This window comes from Williamsia maris, assembly GCF_024171815.1.
Lineage (GTDB): Bacteria > Actinomycetota > Actinomycetes > Mycobacteriales > Mycobacteriaceae > Williamsia_A > Williamsia_A maris.
This window is the reverse complement of the sequence record NZ_JAMTCJ010000001.1, coordinates 552,411-571,983: the sequence shown is the minus strand read 5'-3', so window position 1 is coordinate 571,983 and position 19,573 is coordinate 552,411. Positions and strand designations below refer to the sequence as shown.

Annotated in this window: 18 protein-coding genes; 12 read left to right on the top strand and 6 right to left on the bottom strand. The window is 69.2% G+C overall.

Annotated features, from left to right (window positions below; all coding sequences use genetic code 11):
- The first annotated feature begins 61 nt into the window (after positions 1-61).
- Positions 62-1,777, top strand: a complete 1,716-nt coding sequence (locus LX13_RS02645; RefSeq protein WP_253659745.1) for a metallophosphoesterase — start codon at positions 62-64, stop codon at positions 1,775-1,777.
- A gap of 40 nt (positions 1,778-1,817) precedes the next feature.
- Entirely contained in the window at positions 1,818-4,025 is a 2,208-nt protein-coding gene (locus LX13_RS02640) for an FUSC family protein (protein WP_253659744.1), read from the top strand.
- 35 nt (positions 4,026-4,060) lie between these two features.
- Here LX13_RS02640 and LX13_RS02635 read toward each other — a convergent pair whose 3' ends face one another.
- The 4 genes from LX13_RS02635 to LX13_RS02620 form a co-directional block, all read right to left on the bottom strand.
- Positions 4,061-4,957 carry an SGNH/GDSL hydrolase family protein gene (locus LX13_RS02635; protein WP_253659743.1) on the bottom strand — a complete coding sequence of 299 codons (897 nt, stop codon included), beginning with the start codon at positions 4,955-4,957 and terminating at the stop codon, positions 4,061-4,063.
- 108 nt (positions 4,958-5,065) lie between these two features.
- Positions 5,066-5,323, bottom strand: a complete 258-nt coding sequence (locus LX13_RS02630) for a ferredoxin (protein ID WP_253659742.1) — start codon at positions 5,321-5,323, stop codon at positions 5,066-5,068.
- The gene (locus tag LX13_RS02625; RefSeq protein ID WP_253659741.1) at positions 5,317-6,513 is read right to left on the bottom strand and encodes a cytochrome P450; all 1,197 of its coding nucleotides are present in this window, start codon (positions 6,511-6,513) and stop codon (positions 5,317-5,319) included. Before LX13_RS02625 ends, LX13_RS02630 begins: the two co-directional genes overlap by 7 nt.
- 122 nt (positions 6,514-6,635) lie before the next feature.
- Positions 6,636-7,526 carry an SGNH/GDSL hydrolase family protein gene (locus LX13_RS02620; RefSeq protein ID WP_253659740.1) on the bottom strand — a complete coding sequence of 297 codons (891 nt, stop codon included), beginning with the start codon at positions 7,524-7,526 and terminating at the stop codon, positions 6,636-6,638.
- A 189-nt stretch (positions 7,527-7,715) separates the two neighbouring features.
- Here LX13_RS02620 and LX13_RS02615 point away from each other — a divergent pair, with 189 nt between their 5' ends.
- Complete coding sequence (locus LX13_RS02615) at positions 7,716-8,369, top strand: SDR family oxidoreductase (protein WP_253659739.1); 654 nt, start codon at positions 7,716-7,718, stop codon at positions 8,367-8,369.
- On the opposite strand, the gene LX13_RS02610 is transcribed toward LX13_RS02615, so the two are convergent.
- Positions 8,366-9,550, bottom strand: coding sequence for a thiolase family protein (locus LX13_RS02610; RefSeq protein WP_253659738.1), 1,185 nt, complete (start codon positions 9,548-9,550; stop codon positions 8,366-8,368). The genes LX13_RS02615 and LX13_RS02610 overlap by 4 nt on opposite strands.
- A gap of 122 nt (positions 9,551-9,672) precedes the next feature.
- Between LX13_RS02610 and LX13_RS02605 the strand changes: the two genes are divergently transcribed.
- The 3 genes from LX13_RS02605 to LX13_RS02595 all read left to right on the top strand — a co-directional run bounded on the left by LX13_RS02605 (position 9,673) and on the right by LX13_RS02595 (position 12,366).
- Positions 9,673-10,803 (top strand): MBL fold metallo-hydrolase, encoded by a 1,131-nt coding sequence (locus LX13_RS02605; RefSeq protein ID WP_253659737.1) that lies wholly within the window; start codon positions 9,673-9,675, stop codon positions 10,801-10,803.
- 91 nt (positions 10,804-10,894) lie between these two features.
- On the top strand, positions 10,895-11,074 hold the full coding sequence (locus LX13_RS02600) for an antitoxin (protein ID WP_253659736.1): 180 nt from the start codon (positions 10,895-10,897) through the stop codon (positions 11,072-11,074).
- A 56-nt stretch (positions 11,075-11,130) separates the two neighbouring features.
- On the top strand, positions 11,131-12,366 hold the full coding sequence (locus LX13_RS02595; protein WP_253659735.1) for a lipase family protein: 1,236 nt from the start codon (positions 11,131-11,133) through the stop codon (positions 12,364-12,366).
- Positions 12,367-12,508: 142 nt separating this feature from the next.
- Here the strand turns inward: LX13_RS02595 and LX13_RS02590 are convergent, their stop codons facing one another.
- A complete protein-coding gene (locus LX13_RS02590; RefSeq protein WP_253660542.1) occupies positions 12,509-13,399 on the bottom strand; it encodes a LysR family transcriptional regulator in 891 nt (296 codons plus the stop codon).
- 103 nt (positions 13,400-13,502) lie between these two features.
- Here LX13_RS02590 and LX13_RS02585 point away from each other — a divergent pair, with 103 nt between their 5' ends.
- The 6 genes from LX13_RS02585 to LX13_RS02560 all read left to right on the top strand — a co-directional run bounded on the left by LX13_RS02585 (position 13,503) and on the right by LX13_RS02560 (position 19,520).
- Complete coding sequence (locus LX13_RS02585; protein WP_253659734.1) at positions 13,503-14,711, top strand: CaiB/BaiF CoA transferase family protein; 1,209 nt, start codon at positions 13,503-13,505, stop codon at positions 14,709-14,711.
- 44 nt (positions 14,712-14,755) lie between these two features.
- Complete coding sequence (locus LX13_RS02580; protein WP_253659733.1) at positions 14,756-15,928, top strand: acyl-CoA dehydrogenase family protein; 1,173 nt, start codon at positions 14,756-14,758, stop codon at positions 15,926-15,928.
- 67 nt (positions 15,929-15,995) lie between these two features.
- Positions 15,996-17,183, top strand: a complete 1,188-nt coding sequence (locus LX13_RS02575; protein ID WP_253659732.1) for an acyl-CoA dehydrogenase family protein — start codon at positions 15,996-15,998, stop codon at positions 17,181-17,183.
- Positions 17,184-17,195: 12 nt separating this feature from the next.
- Positions 17,196-18,107, top strand: a complete 912-nt coding sequence (locus LX13_RS02570; protein WP_253659731.1) for a hypothetical protein — start codon at positions 17,196-17,198, stop codon at positions 18,105-18,107.
- A complete protein-coding gene (locus LX13_RS02565) occupies positions 18,104-19,033 on the top strand; it encodes a 3-hydroxyacyl-CoA dehydrogenase NAD-binding domain-containing protein (protein WP_253659730.1) in 930 nt (309 codons plus the stop codon). Before LX13_RS02570 ends, LX13_RS02565 begins: the two co-directional genes overlap by 4 nt.
- Positions 19,034-19,079: 46 nt before the next feature.
- The gene (locus LX13_RS02560) at positions 19,080-19,520 is read left to right on the top strand and encodes a type II toxin-antitoxin system Rv0910 family toxin (protein WP_253659729.1); all 441 of its coding nucleotides are present in this window, start codon (positions 19,080-19,082) and stop codon (positions 19,518-19,520) included.
- Positions 19,521-19,573: the final 53 nt, after the last annotated feature.

Here is a 19,573-nt window from a genome sequence, read left to right as displayed (position 1 = left end):
TTCACCGACCGGACATGTGCTGATCACCCGGCTGCCGGGCTGATGCCGTGATCTTTGATGCATGCCCGTGAATCCTTTAGGCGAGACCGTCGACACCGGAATTCCCCGCTCGGTGGCCGCGCAGATGACCACCGCCGAGCAGCATGACTGGCATGTCGCCAACCTGAGGCGTCACGCGGTGTCGCGCCGTAACTTCCTCGCGGGCAGCGCGGCCGCGGCGGCCGCCGCCGGTGTCGGCAACCTGGCGTTCTCCGGTATCGCCTACGCCGCCGACGCACCGCTGGCCGTCGGCGGACGCCACGTCTCATTCGGCTCCGACGCCGCGAGCCAGCTGCGGTTCTCGGCCCAGCTCTCGCGCAATCCGGGCAGCGCCAAGGTGTTCCTCGACCACGGACCGACGCCCGCGCTGGGTGCCACCACCGTCGCCGAGGTTCGCAACCTGATCAGCCAGGTGCCCATCAGCTCGGACGGCATCCTCGGCGCCGAGCAGTTCTACGTCCACGCCCCGGTCGACGGTCTACCGTCGCGGCTGCCGCACTTCTACCGGTGGCGCACCTCCGACGGCCACGTCACCGACGTCCGGAGCGCCGCACCGGCTCTCGGTCGCGGGCGCAGCGCTCCGTTCCGGTTCACGATGATGGGCGATCAGGGCGTCGACGAGACCCCCTCGAAGCCCGCCGGGCTCAAGGCTGGTGACTACGACGATCTGTACTACAAGGCCGACAACCAGCCGTCGGTCAAGCACGCCGCGAACATCGTCAACCAGATCGCGGCCCGCAACGGCGCCTTCCACATCCTGGCCGGCGACATCGCCTACGCCGACCCCTCGGGTGCGGGCAAGCCGGCGAACTTCGTCCCCAGCGGCAGCGCGCCGTCCGGCTTCGACAAGTTCAACCCGTACGTCTGGGACGGCTACTTCGCCGCCATCGAGAAGTCGGCGTCGCGCACCCCGTGGATGTTCGCCACCGGCAACCACGACATGGAGGCGCTGTACTCGCCCAACGGGTACGGCGGACACGCCAAGCGACTCGACCAGCCGTCCAACGGTCCCGCGGGATGCCCGTCGGTGTACTCGGTGGTCTACGGCAACGTCGCCGTCCTCTCGCTCGACGCCAACGACGTCTCCTACGAGATCACCGCGAACACCGGCTACAGCGGTGGACGCCAGAACAGCTGGGTCGCGAGCTCGCTGGCGAAGTTCCGTGCCGACCCCAACATCGACTTCATCGTCTGCTTCTTCCACCACTGCGCGTACTCGACCACCGACTCGCACGCGAGTGACGGTGGCGTGCGGGCGGCGTGGTCGAAGCTGTTCGACCAGTACCAGGTCGACGCGGTCTTCCAGGCGCACAACCACATCTTCGAGCGCACCGACCCGATCCGGAACAACCAGCCGCGCAAGGCCGCTCCGGACCGGTCGACGGTGTCGGCGAAGACCGACGGCACGGTCTACTACACCGTCGGCGGCGGCGGACGCCCGCGCTACGGCTTCCAGCCCGGCGAGTCCGAGAGCTACCGCGGCAACGTGGTCAAGGACAACTCGGTGCCCAACAGCTATGTGTGGACCCCGGACGGTCAGAAGAAGGCCGAGAGCGTCGAGTGGTCGCGGGTGCGTTTCCGCAACTACTCGTTCATCAGCATCGACGTCACACCGGGCATCCCGGGTCTGACGCGCAGCCGCATGGACATCTCCGCCATCGACGAACACGGACGCGAGTTCGACAAGCTCACCTTCACCCGCGCCATCGAGATCGGCGGCGTCCCTTTCGGTTCCTGACCTCCCGATCCCACGGGTGTCACCGCCGTAGGCTTGGCCCATGGAGGTATCCCTGCGCGCGTCGGCCAATCGCGCCGCACGGTTTCTGGTCGTGTCCGACCCGGGTGCCCTCCGGTTGCGCAGCGCGAGCCAGACCACGCTGACCCTCGTGTTGGCGCTGCTCGTCCTCACGGTCACCACGCGAGCACTGGGCCAACCGATCACCGTCGCGATGCTGGGGTCGGTGGTCGCGATGTTCTCCTCGTTCGTCGTCAAGGACCGCACCGCGCACGCACGTCTGCTCACGACGGCGATGATCACGCTGCCCGCGATCGCCGCGGTGACCCTGGCCGCGGTGCTGACCCAGTACGGGGTGATCGCCGACGTCGGCTTCGTCGCGGTGCTGTTCACCGCGGTCTACGTGCGGCGCTTCGGTCCACGCGGGTTCGCGCTCGGGATGGCGTCGTTCATCGCCTACTTCTTCTCGCTGTTCCTGCGGGCCACCCCGTCGCAGATCCCCGTCCTGGCGCTGGCGATCGCGCTCGGTGTCGCCTCGTCGCTGGTGGTGCGATTCGCGTTCCAGCACGAGTGGGCGGGCGCCGAGCTGAGTCGGCTCACCAAGTCGCTGCGGGCGTCGTCGCTGGCGGTGGTCGAGGCGGTGACACCGAACCCGGCCGGCACCGTCCCCGACCCCGAGGGGATGCGGCACGTGTTGGAGCGCCTGGCCAACACGGCTCTGATGATCGAGGACTGGCTCGACCGCAACGTGGCCTCGGCGCACCTGTCGGTGACCGGCAACGACCTCTCGCGCCGTGTCTTCGACGCTCAGCAGGCCACCGAGCAACTCGCGTTCGCCCTGCGCGCGTTCGACCCCGCCAACTGGACCCCCACCGTGGGCGAGGTCATGGCCGCGGTCCGGGGAGCCCTGCGCAATCACCCCACCGAGGACGAGCTGCGGGCGCTACGGCGCACCGCGATGGCCGCCGACGCCTCCACCAGCGGCAGCGACCAGACGACCATCGCGATCCGCTCGGCCGCACGGGTGGTCCGCGCGCACATCGCCGTGCACCGGGTCACCGCGCATGCGCTGACCCCGCCGGAGCCGACGACGCATCGGATCGGCAAGCTGCCCGCCCTCGGATGGACACGCGAGCCCACCCCCGAGACACCGGTCGGCGACGCACCCGACACCGACCGCGCCGACGCGCCGCCGCCCGACACCGACCGGCGGGGGCGCTGGTCATGGGTGATCGACGCGCTCGCCCGGCTGCGCCCGAGCACCCGTGCGGCCATCCAGGTGGCCATCGCGACGTCGGTGGCGACGGTCCTGGGAGAGTTGGTCTCGCCCAACCGGTGGTACTGGGCGGTGCTCTCGGCGTTCGTGGTGTTCACCGGGACCTCCACGCGCGGTGAGATCCTCACCCGCGCCGGACACCGGATCGTCGGCACCGTCGCGGGGGTGTTCGCCGGGGTGGTCCTCGCCGCGCTCGTCGGACACCGACCACCGGTACAGCTGGCGCTGATCGTGGTCTGTGTCTTCTGCGCGTTCTACCTCGTGACCATCGCCAACGGACTGCTCGTCTTCTTCGTCACCGTCCTGCTGGCGATGCTGTACGGACTGCTCGGCACCTTCAGCGTCGCGGTGCTCGAACTGCGCATCGCCGAGACCTGCGTGGGCGCGGCCGTCGGCATCGGTGCGGCGTACTTCATCCTGCCCATCCGCACCCGGGAAACCGTGCGCGAGAAGGTGGACAGCTACCTCGACACCCTCGACGAGGTCATCTCCGAGTCGATCGACTCGGTGCTCGAACCCGGCTCCGGCGTCGACCTGGTGCCGGTGTCGCGGCGCCTCGACACCGCGCTGCAGGAACTGCAGACCTCGGCCAAGCCGCTGGGGATGGGACCGACGAGCCGGGCGCGGCGGGGTACCGCACGCCTGGTCCGTGTCCTCGAGGCGTGCGACCGCGCCGCCCACGCGCTCGCCCGGGCAGGGATGTTGGCGGCCAACGCCGAACACGACAGCGGCCCGACCGGCGATCTCGCGGAGGGGCTGCGTCGCGGGGCGCAGGAGGTGCGCGCCGCGGTGGACTCACTGCGATCGGTCGTGCGCGGCGACACCGACGTCTACGACGGTGTACTGGCCGACGACTCACCCGTCGTGGAACTGATGAACCGTGACCCCGAGCAACTCTCGACCGCCACGCGGGTCGCGGTGCGCGCACTCGACCGACTGGACCACGCGGCCGCCCTCACCCGCGTGCCGGTCTGAACCGGTGGAGATCCGGGGCGGCGCCGGCGGGTTCGTCAGGTGCCGAGAGCGGCCAGGACCAACCGCGCCATAGCCGCGCTGCCTGCCGGGGTCGGGTGGTTGGGGGGAGTCTGCCCGCGCCGGACCGAACCGGTGAACCACCGCTCACCGGCGGTCGCGCATGCGTCATGGCTCTCGGCGGCCGCGGCCACATCGACGTAGGTCGCGTTGTTGCGCAGCGCCGATCCGGCGAGCACGTTGTCGAAACGGTCGAAGAACGAGCGGACGAACGTGGCGTCACCGGCGCTCAATTGGGCGTCGGGCCAGCAGCCCTGCGACCCGAAATACCCGCCGTGGCCGAGCACGACGATCCGCGCGATCGGTGACCGCTGTCGGATCACCTGCAGGACACGGTCGGTCGCCGATGCGAGGGTGACGAACCTCGCCTCCATCGTCGAACGGATGCCCGGGTCGTCCCGGCAGAACCGGTCGCCGGAGGTGGGTGTGCCGAAGCACGGGGTCAACAGGCCGCGCCAGCGTAGGTCGTTGCCGCCGATCGACAGCGTGACGAGGGTGGTGTCGGGACGCAACACCGACGACTGCACCGGGACCTGTTTGCGTACCGGGGGATTGGTGATCTGATCGCGGTCGACGACGTCGGCCGTCGTCGCACCGCCGCACGCGACGTCGGTGAACGTTGCCGGTGACAATGCGGCGGCGATGAGGTTGGGGTAACCGTTCGACGTCCGCCCGCATCCCTCGTCGGCTAGCTGCGAACCGACGGTGGGGCCCGCGGCGCGCGAGTCGCCGAGCGCGACGTAGTGGATCGCGGGAGCGCCGTCGACGGCCGCCGCCGGACCCGCCGCGCCGAGGGCGATCACGCTCGCAGCGGCCACGACGACCGCTGCGATGCGGGGCAGGGGTGTGCGAGCGCGGGAGCGCCACCAACGCATCGGACGCCCTCGTTTCCCTCGGTGCTCGGCAGAAAGATTCGTGCCCATGATGACCCATCCCGACACGCGAGGTGCCCTCGGCGCGCCGGGATGGGACATCGCCACCGGTCAGGTCGGGGCCAGCTCGGTCCCGTCGGCGTCGGTCACGGTGATCGCCGCGGCCGGGCAGGTGTCGGCGGCGTCGATGTAGCGCTGATCGGGCGCCACCTGCGCACCCTCGGTGCGGGCCTTGCCGTTCTCCAGTGAGAAGTGCTCCGGGTCGAGTGCGACGCACATGCCCGAGCCGATGCAGTGCTCGCCGACCTGAACCGACCACCGACCGCCGTCGGTCGCGTCGGTGGTGCCGGTCGACTGCGCGCTCACCATGTGATCATCATCTTCTTCGGACCCCGGACGACCATCTCGGTCTTCCAGTCCACCTCGGTGACCGCGAGATCCGGGAAGTTGCGGGTCAGGGCCGCCAGGGCCTCCTGCAGTTCCAGGCGGGCGAGCGCGGCACCGAGGCAGTGATGGGCGCCGTGACCGAAACCGATGTGCGGGGTGCGTCCCCGCTCGAGATCGAACGTCTCCGGGTCGTCGAACACCTCGGGGTCGCGGTTGGCCGCGGCGATCGCGACCAGGACCGGCTCACCCGCGCGTACGGTGACGTCGCCCAGGACGACGTCTTCGGTCGCGTAGCGCGCCTGACCGCCACCGAGGCCGAGTGGCACGAGACGCATCAGCTCCTCCACGGCCGCCGGTATGAGTTCGGGCTCATCGTGCAGACGCTTCCAGCTACCCTGCTGGGCAAGCAGATAGAGCACGAAGTTGGGGATCTGCGATGCGGTGGTCTCGTGCCCGGCCACCAGGATCCCGTTGCACAGGTCGATGAGTTCGAGTTCGGTCAGCTTGTCGCCCTCGTCGCGGGCGGCGACCAGCGCGGTCATCAGGTCGTCGGTCGGGGTCTCGCGCTTGATGGCCAACAGTCCACGCATGTAGTCGCGGAACTCCTCCCGGCTCGCCTGGTACTCGTCGGCGGTCATCGACGTGGTCGACAGGGCGGCGTCACTCCACGCCCGGAATCGTGGGCGATCCGACGTCGGGACCCCGAGGAGTTCGCAGATGACCTGTACGGGCAGGGGGAGCGCGAAGCGGTCGACGATGTCGGTCGGGGCGCCGTCGGCCATCGCGTCGTCGATGAGGTCCTGGCACAGCGCTTTCACCGTGGCCCGCAACGCCTCGATGCGCTTGACGGTGAACGCCTTGGCCACCAGCACTCGCAGCCGGGTGTGATCGGGCGGGTCGACCGACAGGATGCCGCCGGTCTGCCTGCCCTCGCGCATCCGCGGCTCGTCGTGGGTCACCGACTCCGCTCGGCTGAACCGCGGGTCGGCCAACACCGTGCGGGCGTCGGCGTACCGCGTTGCCAGCCAACCGATCTCACCGAAGGGGAGACGGACGCGGGCCAGGCCCGGGCCCTGTCGGATCGCGGCGTACTCGTCGGCGAGTTCCAGATTGTCGGGCCGGTTGAACGGGTAGTCGACAACCTCGGGTGTCGGATCCAGGGACAGTGTCATCGCGTTCCTCGCATTCTTTCGGCTGCTGCTTTGCACGCGGCTTCATTGACCGATGTTCAGGGGTTGCTTAGCACCACAAACGAATGTAGCGGATGCTCGTCCTGTGCGCCAGGACACACGCGTCAGCGTGCGATGGCGGCGAGGACGAGACGAGCGACCGCGGCGTTGCCGAGCTGGGTCGCGTGGTTGTTGAGTCCGTTGCCCCGGGGCAGCTGACCGTTGAACCACCGTCGCGAGTCCGGTGCGCAGGCGTCGTGACCCACGGCAGGCCCGGCGACGTCGACAAAGGTGGCGCCGTGTCGCCGCGCGGAACCGGAGAGGACCGCGTCGAAGCGACGGAAGAAGTCCCGGACGAACGGGGCGTCGGCGGTGCTCAGGTTCGCGTCGGGGAAGCATCCACGCAGTCCGTAGTAACCGCCGTGTCCGACGACGAAGACCCGCGCGTTCGGGGATCGTGCGGAGATGACGCGCAACACGCGGTCGACGGAGACGCTCAGCGCGGCGAAGCGAGCCGTGATCTGTGCGCGCAGAGCGGCATCGGAGCGGCAGTGCACGTCGGTCTGCGGCGAGAGACCGAAGCACGGGCTGATGAGCGAGCCCCACTTCACGTCGTTGCCGCCGATCGACAGGGTCACCAGATCGGTGTCGCGACGCAGCGCGCGGGCCTGCACCGGGACGGTCCGGATCACGGGCAACGAGGTGGTCTGCGGCCGATCGACGATCTCGGCGCTGGTGGCACCTCCGCACGCGACGTCGGTGAACGATGAAGGGCGCAGGGCGCGGGCGACACGCTCGGGGTAGCCGCCGCCGGAGCGACTGCACCCGTCGGCGTTGAACGACGAGGTGATGCTGGGACCGGAGGCGCGCGAATCACCCAGTGCGACATAGCGGACACCGCCGCGCTCGGCGGCGTGCGCGGGTACGGCGACGGCGAGTCCCATCGCTGCGACGGTGGTGACGATCAGGACGAGGAGACGACCGGCGCACGCGCCGACCAGGGTCCACACACGCATCGGTGCCTCAACTCACGAATTTGTGATCGACAGTCGAGCACCGGATGATGATGAACCATCGTTGGCCAAAGCGCCAGTGGCTGCTCGATCGGCACGGGGCGGCTGCTTGCTAGCGTTGGAACACACCCGGTGAATGAACGGCCGGAACGCAGACCACATCGCCGGTACGCCGCGGAGTGAGGAGTGGACATGTCAAGCATCGCCATCGTCGGAGGCCACGGGAAGATCGCACTGCAGGCCGCGCGCCTGCTGGTCGACGACGGACACCAGGTGAGTTCGCTGATCCGCAATCCCGATCAGTCCGACGACATCACCGGCACGGGCGCCGTTCCCGTGATCGCCGACGTCGAGCACCAGTCGACCGAGGAGATCATCGAGACCCTCGCCGGCCACGACGCCGTCATCTTCGCCGCCGGCGCCGGTGGCGGGGACGCCGATCGCACCTTCGCCGTCGACCGCGACGCCGCCATCCGGTGCATCGACGCCGCGTCGGCCAACTCGATCAAGCGGTTCGTCCTGGTGTCGTACTACGGCGCCTCGGTGGATCACGGTGTGTCGACCGATGATTCGTTCTACGCGTACGCCGAGGCCAAGGGTGAGGCCGACCAGTACCTGCGTGCCAGCGACCTCGACTGGACCATCGTGGGCCCCAGCTCGCTCTCCGACGAGGCCGGTTCCGGGTCGATCGTCACCAAGGCGCAGGGCGCCGACCGTGAGACCACGACCAGCCGTGCGAATGTCGCCGCCGTCATCGTCGCGTCCCTCGCCACGCCCGCGACCATCTCTCAGATGATCGAGTTCACCGACGGCGACACCCCCATCGCGCAGGCCCTCGCGGGCTAGATCCGTTCGATGATCGTGGCGTTGGCCTGACCGCCCGCCTCGCACATCGTCTGCAGCCCGTACCGTCCACCGGTCTGGTGCAGCGCGTTGACGAGCGTCGTCATGATTCTCGCGCCGCTGGCGCCGAGCGGGTGCCCGAGCGCGATGGCCCCGCCGTTGACGTTCGTGCGGGCCAGGTCGGCGCCGGTGTCGTGCGCCCAGGCCAGCACGACCGGGCTGAACGCCTCGTTCACCTCGAACAGGTCGATGTCGGCGATCGTCAGCCCGGCCTTCGCCAGCACCTTCTCGGTGGCCGGGATGACCCCGGTGAGCATCAGGATCGGGTCGGATCCGACCACGGTGGTCGTGTGGATCCGCGCCAGCGGGGTCAGACCGAGTCGCCGCGCGGTCTCCGACGAGGTGATCAGCACCGCGGCGCTGCCGTCGGAGAGCGGACTCGAGTTCGCCGCCGTGATGTCCCAGCCGATCTCCGGGAAGCGCTGCGCCATGGTCTCGTCGTAGAACGCCGATCGCAGGGCGGCCAGGGACTCGAGGGATCCACCGGGGCGGATCATCTCGTCGTGGTCGAGACCGGCGAGCGGTGCCAGTTCGGTCGCGAACCGACCGTCCTTGGTGGCGGCCACCGCCTTCTCGTGGCTGGACAGCGCGAACTCGTCGAGCCGGGTCCGGCTCAGACCCCAGCGAGCGGCGATCAGTTCGGCGCTGTACCCCTGCGGGATGAACCCGTCCGGATAGCGCGCCGCGAGGTCGACGCCGAACGGGTCGGCGCCGGGGCGGACGTCGGACATCATCGGCACGCGGCCCATCGACTCCACGCCTGCGGCCACGACCACGTCGTAGGCCCCGGACATCACTCCCTGGGCGGCGAACGAGATGGCCTGCTGACTCGATCCGCACTGCCGGTTGACTGTCGTCGCGGGGACGGATTCGGGGAATCCGGCGGCGAGTACGGCGTTGCGTGCGATGTTCTGGCCCTGTTCGTCGGCCTGCGTGACGGTGCCGGTGATGACGTCGTCGATGAGGGCCGGATCGATGCCGGTGCGTTCGACGAGGGTGCGCAGGCTGTGCGCGAGCATGTCGACCGGATGCACGCCGTGCAGCGCTCCGTTCGCCTTGCCCTTGCCGATGGGGGTGCGGACGGCGCCGACGATGACGGCGTCGGTGATCGATGAGCGTCTCATGAGAACCTCCGGTATCTGACTATTGCTACACATAGTCAACCGTGGTCGCGGCCCGCTGATTCCCGCCGGGCGGACCGGAAACGTGGTCGGGTCGGCGACCCGACGTCGGTACTGTGACGAGAGTGATCCGCAAACTCGCTGCGAGTGCAGCCACCAGCACCGTCGGAGCCTTCACCTCGGGTCTGGCCGCGACAGGGGTACCGGCGGGCCGGGCGTTCGGGGCCTCGCCGGAGGCGATCGCACCGCACATCGCGTCCTCGCCGAACCAGACCGACGGGTTCTTCGCCAACCGCGAGCCGGCGTCGCCGATCACGCCGAGTGCAGGCAACACCCGCGACATGCTGCGTGAACGCCGTCGGGGCCAGCCCGGGGGCATCGTGCCGGTACGAACCCCGCACTTCGAGACCACCGTCGGCGCGCTCGCGGTGACCTGGCTGGGCCACGCCAGTTCGCTCATCGAGATCGACGGCAGGCGGGTGCTCACCGATCCGGTGTTCTCCAAGCGGTGTTCGCCGTCGCAGGTGGTCGGGCCGGCACGCCTGCACCGCGCGCCGTGCACCGCCGCCGACCTGCCCGCCATCGACGTCGTGCTGCTCAGTCACGACCACTACGACCACCTCGACATGACGACGGTCGTCGAGATCGCGCGACGTCAGCCCGACGCGCACTTCATCACCCCGATCGGTGTCGGTGCGCACCTCGAGTACTGGGGGATCGCGGCCGACCGGATCTCCGAGAGCGACTGGGGTGGCCAGGTCACGCACGGCGATCTGACCTTCGATTGCCTTCCGGCGCGGCACTTCTCGGGTCGAGGCGTCGTCCGCAACCTCACCCTGTGGGCCAGCTGGGGCATCCACGGGCCGACCCACAACGCGTTCTTCACCGGCGACACCGGGTTCACCGAGGCCTACGCCGACTCCGCCCGGACCACCGGTCCCTACGAGCTGACTCTGGTCCCCATCGGGGCGTACGGCGAGTTGTGGCCCGACATCCACGTCAACCCCGAGGAGGGTGTGGAGCTGCACCGGTATCTCGCCGGGTCGTCGTTGTCGGAGTCGCTGATGGTGCCGATCCACTGGGCGACGTTCAACCTCGCGATGCACCCGTGGGACGAGCCGGTGACCCGCATGCTCACCGCCGCCGACGCCGCATCCGCGGAGGTCGCCACGCCGGCGCCGGGAGCGCGGATCGACGTCGTCGCCCGCACGGGGGCCGGGATCGCCGACCAGACGTGGTGGGAGAGCGTCGGCTGAGAATGCTCGATCTTCGCGGGAATCGGACATGTCGCCCGCGCGGCTAGACTGGCCCGTAATCGAACACCACCACGAACGAACAGGGGTCGACATGGATTTCAAGCAGCTCGCCAACAAGGCCAAGACCGCCATCAGCAAGAACTCGCAGTACATCGACAAGGGCGCCCAGGCCGTCGACAAGGCGACCAAGGGCAAGTACACCAGCCAGGTGAACAAGGGCCGTGACGCCGCCAAGGACGCCGCCAAGAAGCTGGGCGACCAGCCGAAGTAGGCGCAGCCATCATCGGCAACCGGTCGGCGCGCTTCGGGTCGGCGATCATCGTCGCGATGATCGCGACCCTGGCGGTCGGATGCTCGACATCCGCGCCGACCGGTTCGCCGGTCTCGTCGGACGCCGAGTCGTCCGCCGGCCCATCGTCTTCTGCCCAGACGTCGTCGTCACCGGCGGCCCCGGTCGGCGATGAGCGCGGCGAGATCCTCGAACGGTCCCCGCTGACGGTCGATCCCGACGGCCGTCTGGCCGGCGAGAACGTCACCCGCGTCGTGTACCGCTCGACGGCCGGGTACGCGCCGGACGATCCGACCGGCAGCTTCGGAACGCGGGTGTCGGGATACGTGGCGGTGCCCTCGGGAACCCCTCCGTCGGGTGGCTGGCCGATCGTCGCGTTCGGTCACGGGACCACCGGCACCGCGTCGAACTGCGGCCCGTCCGGATATGCCGATCTGCTGGGTGAGACGTCCACCGTCGCAGCGTTGCTCGCCGACGGGTACGTCGTCGCCGCATCGGACTATCAGGGTCTCGGTGAGTCCGACGTCCCGCATCCCTACCTGAACTCGCGGACCATCGCCTACAACATGATCGACATGGTGCGCGCTGCGCGAGAGATGGTGCCGCAGGCGGGAACCCGCTGGGCCGCGATCGGCAGCTCGCAGGGCGGCCAGGCCGCCTGGGCGTCCGCCGAACACGCCGCGGATTACGGAACCGGGCTCGATTTCGTCGGTGCCGCGGCCCTCGCACCGGCCGCCGATGTCGCCCCCATCGCCGACGGTGCCGACGCGCAACCCTATGTCGCACCGCGGTTCACGCAGATCCAGATGGCGTTCATCCCGCTCATCGTCGACGGCCTGCGCGCGGTCTACCCGGACTTCCCGGTGAGCGACTACATGCGCGGGGCGCTGGCGGCCGGGGCATCCGACCTGACGTCCTGCGGACCGGGGAGCTCGTTCCGCAAGTTCTCCGCCATCACCAAGGTCCAGCCGGGTGACGCGACCATCGCGTCGGCCGGCGCGCTGCGACGACTCCACGACATGCTGCTCGTCGACTCACTGCCGCAACGGCGTTCGGCCGGACCCCTGTTCGTCGGGTACGGCGACGCCGACCAGATCATCACCCCGGCGTGGACCGCCGCGGCCGTCCGACGGGCCTGCGCGATGGGCGACACGCTGTCGGTGTCGGTGGCGCAGGGCAAGGGCCACACCAACACCGGGCTGACACCGAGCGCGATCTCCTGGATCGGCGACCGCTTCGCCGGCGAACCCGCGCCCTCCACCTGCTCGCGCTGATACCCCAGTTGGGCACGTACATCCGTCAGTTGGGCACGTACTTCCATCAGTTGGGCACGTAAGTGCGCTGATTGGGCATCAACTGCCCAACCAACGGACTTACGTGCCCAACTGGCGTGTCTACGTGCCCAACTGGGGGTGTTTACGTGCCCAACTGGTGGGGGTCGGGGTCTTGGTGGGTACGACCGAGGACGGTGACGACCGGATCGAGCCAGGTGTCGGCGACACGGCGCACCAGATACGTCGTCAACGACTCGTCCATGTCGTCGACCGGCAGCACCGCGTACTCCGTGCGGTCCACCGACAGCACCGCCTCCGACTCCAACGGCACGATCGTGAACGCCGCTGTGCTGCGCAGGAACAAGAGCAACCCGCTGATGTCGGTGAAGCTCGCGTCGGCATCGACGACCGCGCCCGCGGCGGCCAGTCGATCGGTGCGTCCGGCGCCCAGATCCCAGTGACGCGGGCCCTGGATGTAGCGCAGCCCGCGCAGGTCGCCCATCGACAGCGACGTCCGGTCGGGGAACCGGGTTACGTCGACGACGGCGCCGAGCGGCTCGCTGTAGAGCACCCGGGTCGACAACCGCTCGTTCGTGGTGCCCACGTGCGCGATGGCGATGTCGATGGAACTGCTGAGCAGCGCCGACTCCATCTGCAGCGACGGCATCTGTCGGATGGTGAACGAGAACGACGCGTCGAGGCCGCGGATCGCCTCGGTCAGCGCACGACGGTGTCGGGGGTTGAGGACGTCGGGGACGGCGAGACGGACGTCGGCGCGCCCGACGTCCGGACCGATGAGGGTGGGTATGGCGTCGAAGTCGGCCACCACCGACCACGCGAGCGGCAGCAGTGCCTCGCCCGCGGGGGTCAGCTTGGTGTGGTGGGTCGACCGCTCGAACAGGGGAGTTCCGAGTTCGTGCTCGAGCGTCCGGATGCGCTGGCTGAGCGGTGGCACCGACATGTTCAGCGACCGCGCCGCACGCGTGAAGTTCAGTTCGCGGGCGACGGCCAGGAAGTACCGCAGGTGATGCATCTCCACAGCTGAGGAGCGTAGCCCTGGTGTTATCGCTGTGGACACACCGATCTGAGTCAGACGGTAATTCCCTTACCTCTGGTAACGACCTACCGTCGTAGACATGAGCAACACAGCAGACACCGCCACCACGGCCACCACGACCGCGCAGAACACCGGCCCCCTCGCGGGCGTCACCGTCATCGACATCTCCACGGTCGTGATGGGCCCGTACGCGACCCAGATCCTCGGCGACTTCGGCGCCGACGTGATCCGTATCGAGCCGCCCTTCGACACCGCCCGGCAGTCGCCGGCGAACACCGGTCGCAACCCCGGCATGGCGCCCCTGTACATGCAGGTCAACCGCAACAAGCGCAGCGTCGCGATCAACCTCAAGGACCCGCAGGGCCTCGAGGACCTGTTCGCGCTGCTCGCCGACGCCGACGTCCTGCTGACCAACATGCGCGCCGGCGCCCTCGGCCGCCTCGGCCTCGGCTACGACGCTCTGCACGAGCGCTTCCCGCACCTGATCTACGCGCACGCCCAGGGCTTCGCACCCACCTCGTCGCAGGGCAACCGTCCCGCGTACGACGAGGTCATCCAGGCCGTGTCCGGGTTGGTCAGCCTGCAGGATCGCGCCGGCGGCTCGCTGCAGTTCATGCCGACCTTCATCGCCGACAAGACCGCGGGCCTCTACCTGCTCAACGGTGTGCTCGCCGCGCTGTACCACCAGCTGCGCACCGGCGAGGGCCAGCACGTACAGCTCGCCATGGCCGACGCGATGATCGCGGTCAACATGGTCGAGCACATGGCCGGCGACGTTTTCGTCCCCGCCGCGGGCGAGGTCGGCAACCCGCTGAGCCTCACCGGCGCCCACGCCGCCATGCGCACCGCCGACGGTGGCGCCATCGCCGCGGTCCCGTACACCAACGACGCCGTCCGCAAGCTGCTCATCGGTGCCGGACTCACCGAGGACGCCGCCAACCCCGCATGGGAGTCGCCGACCATCGACCGCCCGATGTTCACCGCGGGCATCGAGAAGGTCCTCGCACACTCCACCGCCAAGACCACCGCGGAGTGGGAGGAGTACCTCACCGCCAACGACATGCCCTACGGCCTGGTGGTCGACATCGCCGACCTGCCGCAGGACCCGTACGTCCGCGAGGTCGGACTCATCACCGAGATGGAACACCCCACCGAGGGCACCATCCGCGTGGTGGCCAACCCGCTGCACCTCTCGCAGACCCCGACCGGCTTCTACCGGCACGCAGAGCGGGCGGGCGCCAGCACCGACGAGGTGCTCGACGCAGTCCGTACCCCCGCGACCGCCTGAGCTCCGCCGTCGACCCGATCACTCATCCACGAAGGAGAACCGCCATGGACCTCGAACTCTCGAGTGCCGACATCGAATTCCGCGATCACCTGCGCGAGGTGTTCCTCGGCGAGGTACCCGCCGACATCCGTCGCCGCAGCGCGCTGAACCAGACCACCCACGACGACATCGTCACCAGCCAGCGCATCCTCAACCGCCACGGTCTCGCGACGCCGCACTGGCCCGCGCAGTGGGGCGGCAAGGACTGGAGCGCCACGCAGTCGCACATCTACGGTTCGGAACTGCAGCGCGCGGCCGTGCCGCAGCCGCTCGCGTTCAACGTCTCGATGGTCGGCCCGATCATCGCCGAGTTCGGCAGCGAGGAACAGAAGCAGAGGTTCCTGCCCGCGACCGCGAACCTCGACATCTGGTGGTCACAGGGCTTTTCCGAGCCCGAGGCCGGCTCCGACCTCGCCTCGCTCAAGACCACCGCGCGTCGCGACGGCGACGTCTACGTGCTCAACGGACAGAAGACCTGGACCACTCTCGGGCAGTATGGGGACTGGATGTTCGTCCTCGCCCGGACGAACCCCGAGGCCGCCCGCAAACAGCAGGGCATCTCGTTTCTTCTCCTCGACCTGACCACACCCGGAATCGAGCGCCGACCGATCACCCTGGTCGACGGCAGCGCGGAGGTCAACGAATTCTTCTTCGACAACGTCGTCATCCCCGCCGAGAACCTCGTCGGCGAGGAGAACATGGGCTGGACCTACGCCAAGTTCCTGCTCGGCAACGAGCGCAACAGCATCGCGCAGGTCGGTACCGCCCAGCGGATCTTCGCCGACCTCGCGGCGAGCGCACAGACGACCCCGACCGGAACCGGATCGCTCGCGCAGGACGCGACGTTCCGTGGTTCCATGCACGCGATAAAGACCACGCTGCTCGCCCTGGAGGCCACCCAGTTGCGGGTGACCGGCGCCTCGGAGAACGGTGCCGCCAGCCCGGTGTCGTCGTTGCTCAAGCTCGAGGGCACGCGCACGCTGCAGGAGCTGACCCGTCTGCGGATGACCGCGGCCGGAACCGATGCGGCACTGGTGCACACCGACGGTCCACTGCAGGCCGACGAGGCCGCGACCGCATCGGCCACCCAGTACATGAACCTGCGCAAGCTGTCGATCTTCGGTGGTTCCAACGAGATCCAACGCGGCGTCATCGCCAAGACCATCCTCGGCCTGTAGACCACCCCGGCCCGTAGAACACACGGCCCACGACCACTCCACCCACTCCACGGAAGGGGTCATCCTCATGAACCTCGATCTGAACGACGACCAACAACTCCTCTTCGACACCGTGCACGCCGCGGTCGGTCGTGACTACGGCACCGGCGGCCGCGCGGCGGCGACGTCGACCGAACTCGGCTGGAACCAGCGTGTCTGGGACACCCTCGCAGAGATGGGCCTCATCGGCCTGACCATCGCCGACGAACACGGCGGCTCCGGAGCCGGCGCGGTGGAGCTCTACGCCACCCTCGAGGCGATCGGACGCCACGCGGCCACCGAGCCACTGCTCGACGGTGTCGTGTTGCCCGCCTGGCTCATCGCCGCACTCGGAACCCCCACGCAGGCCAAGGAACTCCTCGGTGCGCTCGCCGCGGGTGAGTTCACCATCGCCGTCGCGCACGCAGAACCAGGTCGTGCGTGGGACGCCCTCCCCGAGGCCTCCCTCGCCGTGCACGACGACGGGACGGCCACCGTGACCGGCGTGAAATCGCCGGTGCTGCACGGTGATCAGGCCCAGAAGCTGCTGGTGACCGTCGTCGACACCGACGGCCGCGGCCACGTGGTGATCGTCGACGCCGATGCCGCGGGCATCACCCGTACCGACGGACGCACGAGCGACTGGACCCACGCCTCGCAGGTCGCCTTCGACTCGACCCCCGCGGTCCTGCTCGGCGACACCCCGGAGCAGTCCGATGTGGTGGGCGCCCTGCACTCCGCGTTCGCGCAGGCCCGGATCGCCGTCACCGGTGAGGCGATCGGACTGATGGAGGCCGGGCTGACCCAGACGGTCGACTATCTCAAGAGCCGCAAGCAGTTCGGCGTCCCGCTCTCGTCGTTCCAGGCGCTCGTGCACCGTGCCGCCGATCTGTACGCACAGGTCGAACTCGCCCGGTCGATGGCGCTGCGGGCCACCGCCGTCGCCGAGGCGGTCACGGAATCGAATCCCGACGGAGTCGATCTCCGTGAGACCGCCGACGACGCATTCGTCTACGTCTGCGACGCGGCCACCACGGTCGCCGAGGAGATCATCCAGCTGCACGGCGGCATCGGCATGACCTACGAGTCCGAGGCCGGCCACCACGCGGCGCGTCTCATCGGCCTCACCGCCAGCTACGGCGGGGTGTCGGCCGCACGCCGACGCGCCATCGCCTCCGAAGCGGTCCTGCGGGCACCGAGCGCCCTGCTCAACAACGCCGATGCAGTCCACGCCTGAGAGAGGTCGATCATGTTCAACCATCTGTTGGTTCTCGACATCGCGGGCGGCGCGGTCCGTCGCATCGATCTCGACGGCACGGTGAGCACCGTTGTCGCCGAGACCGGTTCGGCCCCCGACGGCATCGTGCACGACCCCGCGGGTGACCGCATCTACTGGACCCTGATGGGTCGTCCCCGTCGCGGCGAATCGGAAGCGGATTTCACCGAGCGCAACGGCGGTCTGCGATCGGCCCGCGTCGACGGCGCCGACGTCACCACCGTCGTCGCCGACGGCGACATCACGACCGGCAAGCAACTCGCGATCGCCGACGGATTCCTCTACTGGTGTGACCGCGAGGGCGGACGCGTCAGCCGATCACGTTTCGACGGAACCGATCTCACCGATCTGATCGTCACCAAGCGTGATCCGGCGACCGGGCTCGTGGCGATCGACGACCAGTGCGTCGGCATCGCGGTCGACTCCGCCGCCGGTCTGCTCTACTGGACGCAGAAGGGGCCGTCGAAGGGCGACGCCGGGCGGATCTTCCGTGCGGGCATCGACATCCCCGACGGCGAGACCGCCGAGTCCCGCACCGACATCGAGACGTTGTGGTCGGGGTTGCCCGAGCCGATCGATCTCTGGATCGACGCCGCGTCGGACACCCTTTTCTGGACCGACCGTGGCGCCGCCCCGCGCGGCAACACCCTCAACTCCGCACAGGTCCCCGCGTCCGGGACCGCCACGCGCACACCGACGATCCTGGCCGACGGTTTCGCCGAGGCCATCGGACTCGCCGTCGACACCGACGCCGGGATCGGCTACGTGACCGCCCTCGACGGGACCGTTCGCGCCGTGCCCACCCGCTCCGACGCGCCGACAGAGCGTGTCGTCGCATCGGTGCCCGGCAGCGCCTTCACCGGGATCGTGGGGATCGGATCATGAGCAGCAGCACCACCGACAGGGACCGCACACCGACCCTTGCCATCGTCGGGGCCGGCGTCATCGGGTTGTCCTGGGCCCGTCTGGCCGACGCGCACGGCTGGACCGTGGCGATCACCGACCCCCGCCCCGACCTGGCCGAGATCGTGGCCACCGCCTTCCCCGATTCGACGACCGTGCGCGCTGCGAGCGATCTCGCCGACGCCGTCGCGGACGCCGATCTGGTGCAGGAGAACGGTCCCGAACGGCTGCCGATGAAGCAGCAGCTGTTCGCCGACATCGGCGCGGCCGCACGTGCCGACGCCGTGCTGGCGACCTCGAGTTCGTCGATCACCGCCTCGGAGATCGCCGTGGACCTCGACACCGACGTCGCGGCGCGGGTGCTCGTCGGACATCCCTTCAACCCGCCCGAGCTGATGCCGCTGGTGGAGGTGCTGCCCGGGAGCCGGACGGCGTCGACGACCACCGACACCGCCGTCGCGCTCTATCGCGCGCTCGACCGGGAGCCCGTCGTCATCGGCACCGAGCTGCCCGGATTCGTCGCGAACCGACTGCAGGCGTCCATCTCCCGCGAGGCGCGCTACCTGGTTCAGGCCGGGGTGGTCTCACCGGCGGATCTCGACACGATCCTGCGCAACTCGCTCGGTCTGCGGTGGGCGACCATCGGCCTGTTCGAGGGCAACGTCCTCGGTGGCGGGCCGGGCGGCATCCGACACCTGCTCGCGGGCGTCGGGGCGCAGACCGGCGGCATCGAACCGGGCGTCCCGTCCACCGACCCGGATTCCATGGAACGACTCATCGACGCGGTCGAGTCGACCTACGGGACCGGCGCGGAGGTGTACGACGCACTCAGCGCCCGTCGCGACCGCCGGACCCGCGCGGTGCTGGCCGCGCTCGCCGACACCGACGAGGATTCGACGACGCGCTGAGATCCCGCCACCGACCGATGGCAGTCAACCCAATATGGTGGCTCCCATGGCCTCAGTGAGCGACAGTGTCGACGTCCCCCTTACCCCCGACGTCGCGTGGAAGTACGTGTCCGACCTCTCCCGCTTCGACGAGTGGCTGACCATCCACGACGGATGGCGCAGCGACGTCCCGAAGTCCGAGGACCTGAAGAAGGGCCTCAAGATCTCGTCGGTCGTGGCGGTCAAGGGGACCCGTGTCCGCTTCGAGTGGACCGTCGACAAGTTCGATCCGCCGAAGAAGGTGAGCCTGAAGGGCAAGGGGAAGGGCGGGGTCAAGGTCGACCTGACCCTGGCGGTCACCGCGTCGGGCGACGGGTCGACGGTCAAGTTCGACCTCGACCTCGGCGGTCTGCCGATGATCGGCCCCGCGGGCAAGGCCGCCGCGAAACTGGTCCATTCGGACCTGCATGCGTCGCTGGCGAAGTTCACTCAGGTCTTCGCCGAGTGACCTCCCTGCATTAGGATCCCGGTCGATACCGCACAGAATTCCGGTGCGACGAC